Origin of the sequence: Terriglobus sp. YAF25 (assembly GCF_052113305.1) — a bacterium.
GTDB lineage: Bacteria > Acidobacteriota > Terriglobia > Terriglobales > Acidobacteriaceae > Terriglobus.
Map to the genome: position 1 here is coordinate 1 of NZ_JBFRCY010000711.1, position 2,354 is coordinate 2,354.

At 55.6% G+C, this 2,354-nt stretch carries 1 protein-coding gene and 1 pseudogene; both read right to left on the minus strand.

The window, feature by feature from the left end; all coding sequences use genetic code 11:
• A pseudogene (locus AB4043_RS22725) lies at positions 1-1,353 on the minus strand (hypothetical protein); the annotation flags it as partial.
• On the minus strand, positions 1,350-2,354 hold a 1,005-nt coding region (locus AB4043_RS22730; protein WP_442308180.1), incomplete at its 5' end, for a GMC family oxidoreductase. The pseudogene AB4043_RS22725 and the gene AB4043_RS22730, both read right to left, overlap by 4 nt.

Below are 2,354 nucleotides of genomic sequence, written 5' to 3' on the forward strand. Positions count from 1 at the left end.
CTTCAACATAAACAGCGCCAGATAGGGCGTCTGCTGCTCATTGGCCACCCAGTAGCTTGAGTTCTTGCGGGCGACCGCGATCTCGATCGGAGTAACTTTCTTGCCGCCGATCAATGCATTGAAGTGCTGCAGCCACTCCTCGCTGAACATGCCGATATTCAGATACACGCGATTCAACGCGCCCAGAGCGCCTACGGAGTCAGCACCGTCTTTCAACACGTGCGGGGTATAGACAATGTCCGGAGCCTGAAAGAACTTCGTCAGCTCATTGCCCGGCGGGAGAACGTCGTTGAACTGCTTGTTATTCAGCCCACCGCCGGCCAGTGTCTCTTTCCCCCACCGACTCCCCTGCTCAAGGCGCGCCTTCAGGCCATAGACCGCATTCATCGTCCGCGGATTGTTGATGTTATCCGTGGAAACCAGTGAGGTGTCCAGAGAACCAGGCCGCGATGTATGGAAGAGCTGATAGACAAAGCTCGTGTGGTCGCCATCCCAACGGAAGATGCGATCAATCCAGAAGTACTGCGCGCCGACCAGCGAACTGAGGTTCTCCCACTTCGGATTGTTGGGGTCAGCAGGCGGCTTCAGCGGATTAGGACCTACATGGCAGAACCCGCACGACATACCGACGCGATACGGCCGGACTAACTTCGGATCGTTATAGTAACTCGGGTCGGTGTAATAGCGGTTGGCATCCCAATGCCGCTTGGCCTCTTCATCGAATGCAGGATTCGGAAACAGACGCATGCCGACAATCCCGGTCGGGTAACCATAATAGGACCCCACATCCACGGTCGTTCCCCGCGCTCCGATCTTCACACCCGGATACTTTTTCTCATCGGCATAGGGATCAGCCGGGCAATTCGGATCCCTGACATCCAGCCACAAGCCAAATCGATTCGGGTCTGGTCCAGTGGCCTTCTGGAAACAGGGCTCGTTGATCAAACCGAAATAGGCCCACCGATTGTCACGTGTCCCTTTGAGTGAAGGATGATCCGAGATGGTCTTCAGAAAGTCGAGCGCGCCGAAGCTCTTGACCGAGATCACATCCCAGAAGCGATCATTTCCTCCGCTCCACACGATCCAGTTGTTGCGGCCCTTGATCTCTTCGGCGCTGAGCTTGATGCCTCCATCCATGTCATGGRAGTAGTCATCATCAGCGGCTTTGAAGCTCTCCGGCGCTCTTCCTGCCAGCGCGGCTTCGTCTTTCAGTTTCCCTGTAGTGGAACGCGTAAAGGCAAAGAAGGCGGAGACGACAACCACCAGCACAATCGCCACCAGAGCGACGAGGGACAAAAGAATAATGCGCCAGATGCTTCTGCGTGGTTCCATATCGCGATCAAAATCGCTCATCTCGAAACTCCTCCTGAGGGCTGGCTTGCCTTTGCATCTTCCAGAATGACGTCGCTTGCTTTCTCGGCAATCATGTACACCGCGCTCACGATGAAATATCCGGGAATGCGGGAAAATACAGAAGCGTCTACAACGCGTAGACCTTGTACGCCATGGACGCGGAAACGGTTATCGAGAACAGCCATCGGGTCGCTTGCCGGGCCAATCTTGTTGGTGCAGGAAGCATGATGTCCCCACGCCTCATGCTGTACAAACTCCGCAATCTGCTGCTCTGAATCGATCACTGTTCCGGGCCATACCTCCGTCATACCGGCAAGCTTGCGGATCTCCCCGTTGATCTCCCGGACAAATTGCACACCCTTTACGACGGCATCCAGATCTTCCTGCCTGGAGTCGTTCCCTTCACCGAAGTAGCGGAAGTTGATCTCCGGAACATCGCGTGGATCCGCGCTGCGTAGCTTCACATAACCGGCCGTGTTCTTTGTATGTGCCTTCAACACCGCCCAGGTAAAGCGATCTTGATATTGCCTGAGTGCATTTGAGTAGCCCGGGACGTATCCTTCGAAGGACGACGGCAGGCCAAAGATAAATAGGTCAGGATCAGGCTTGTCTGGTGTCGAGCGCTTTGTGATCGCGATCGCGGCACCATTCGAGGTATAAACCCCTGTCCCCTTCTTCCAGGCTTGAAAAGCTTCGTCCCCCTGTGCGCCATCGGCAGGGGCTTTGAACGAGGCTCCATGCAGCAGGGCGAACGGCTTCTCCATCTGAGAGACAATTCCGACCTCGTAGCGGTCCTGCAGGTTTTGTCCCACGCCAGGCAGATGCTTCACTACACCGATATTCAAGTCGCGCAGCTCATTCTCATTCCCAATGCCCGAGAGCATCAGCAGTTGCGGGCTGTTGAATGCTCCGCCCGAAAGAATGACTTCACGCCGCGCTCGAACAAACTTCGTCTCAGGCTGATCGCTCTGTGCGGCCTCTCGGGATGCGCGGTATAAACC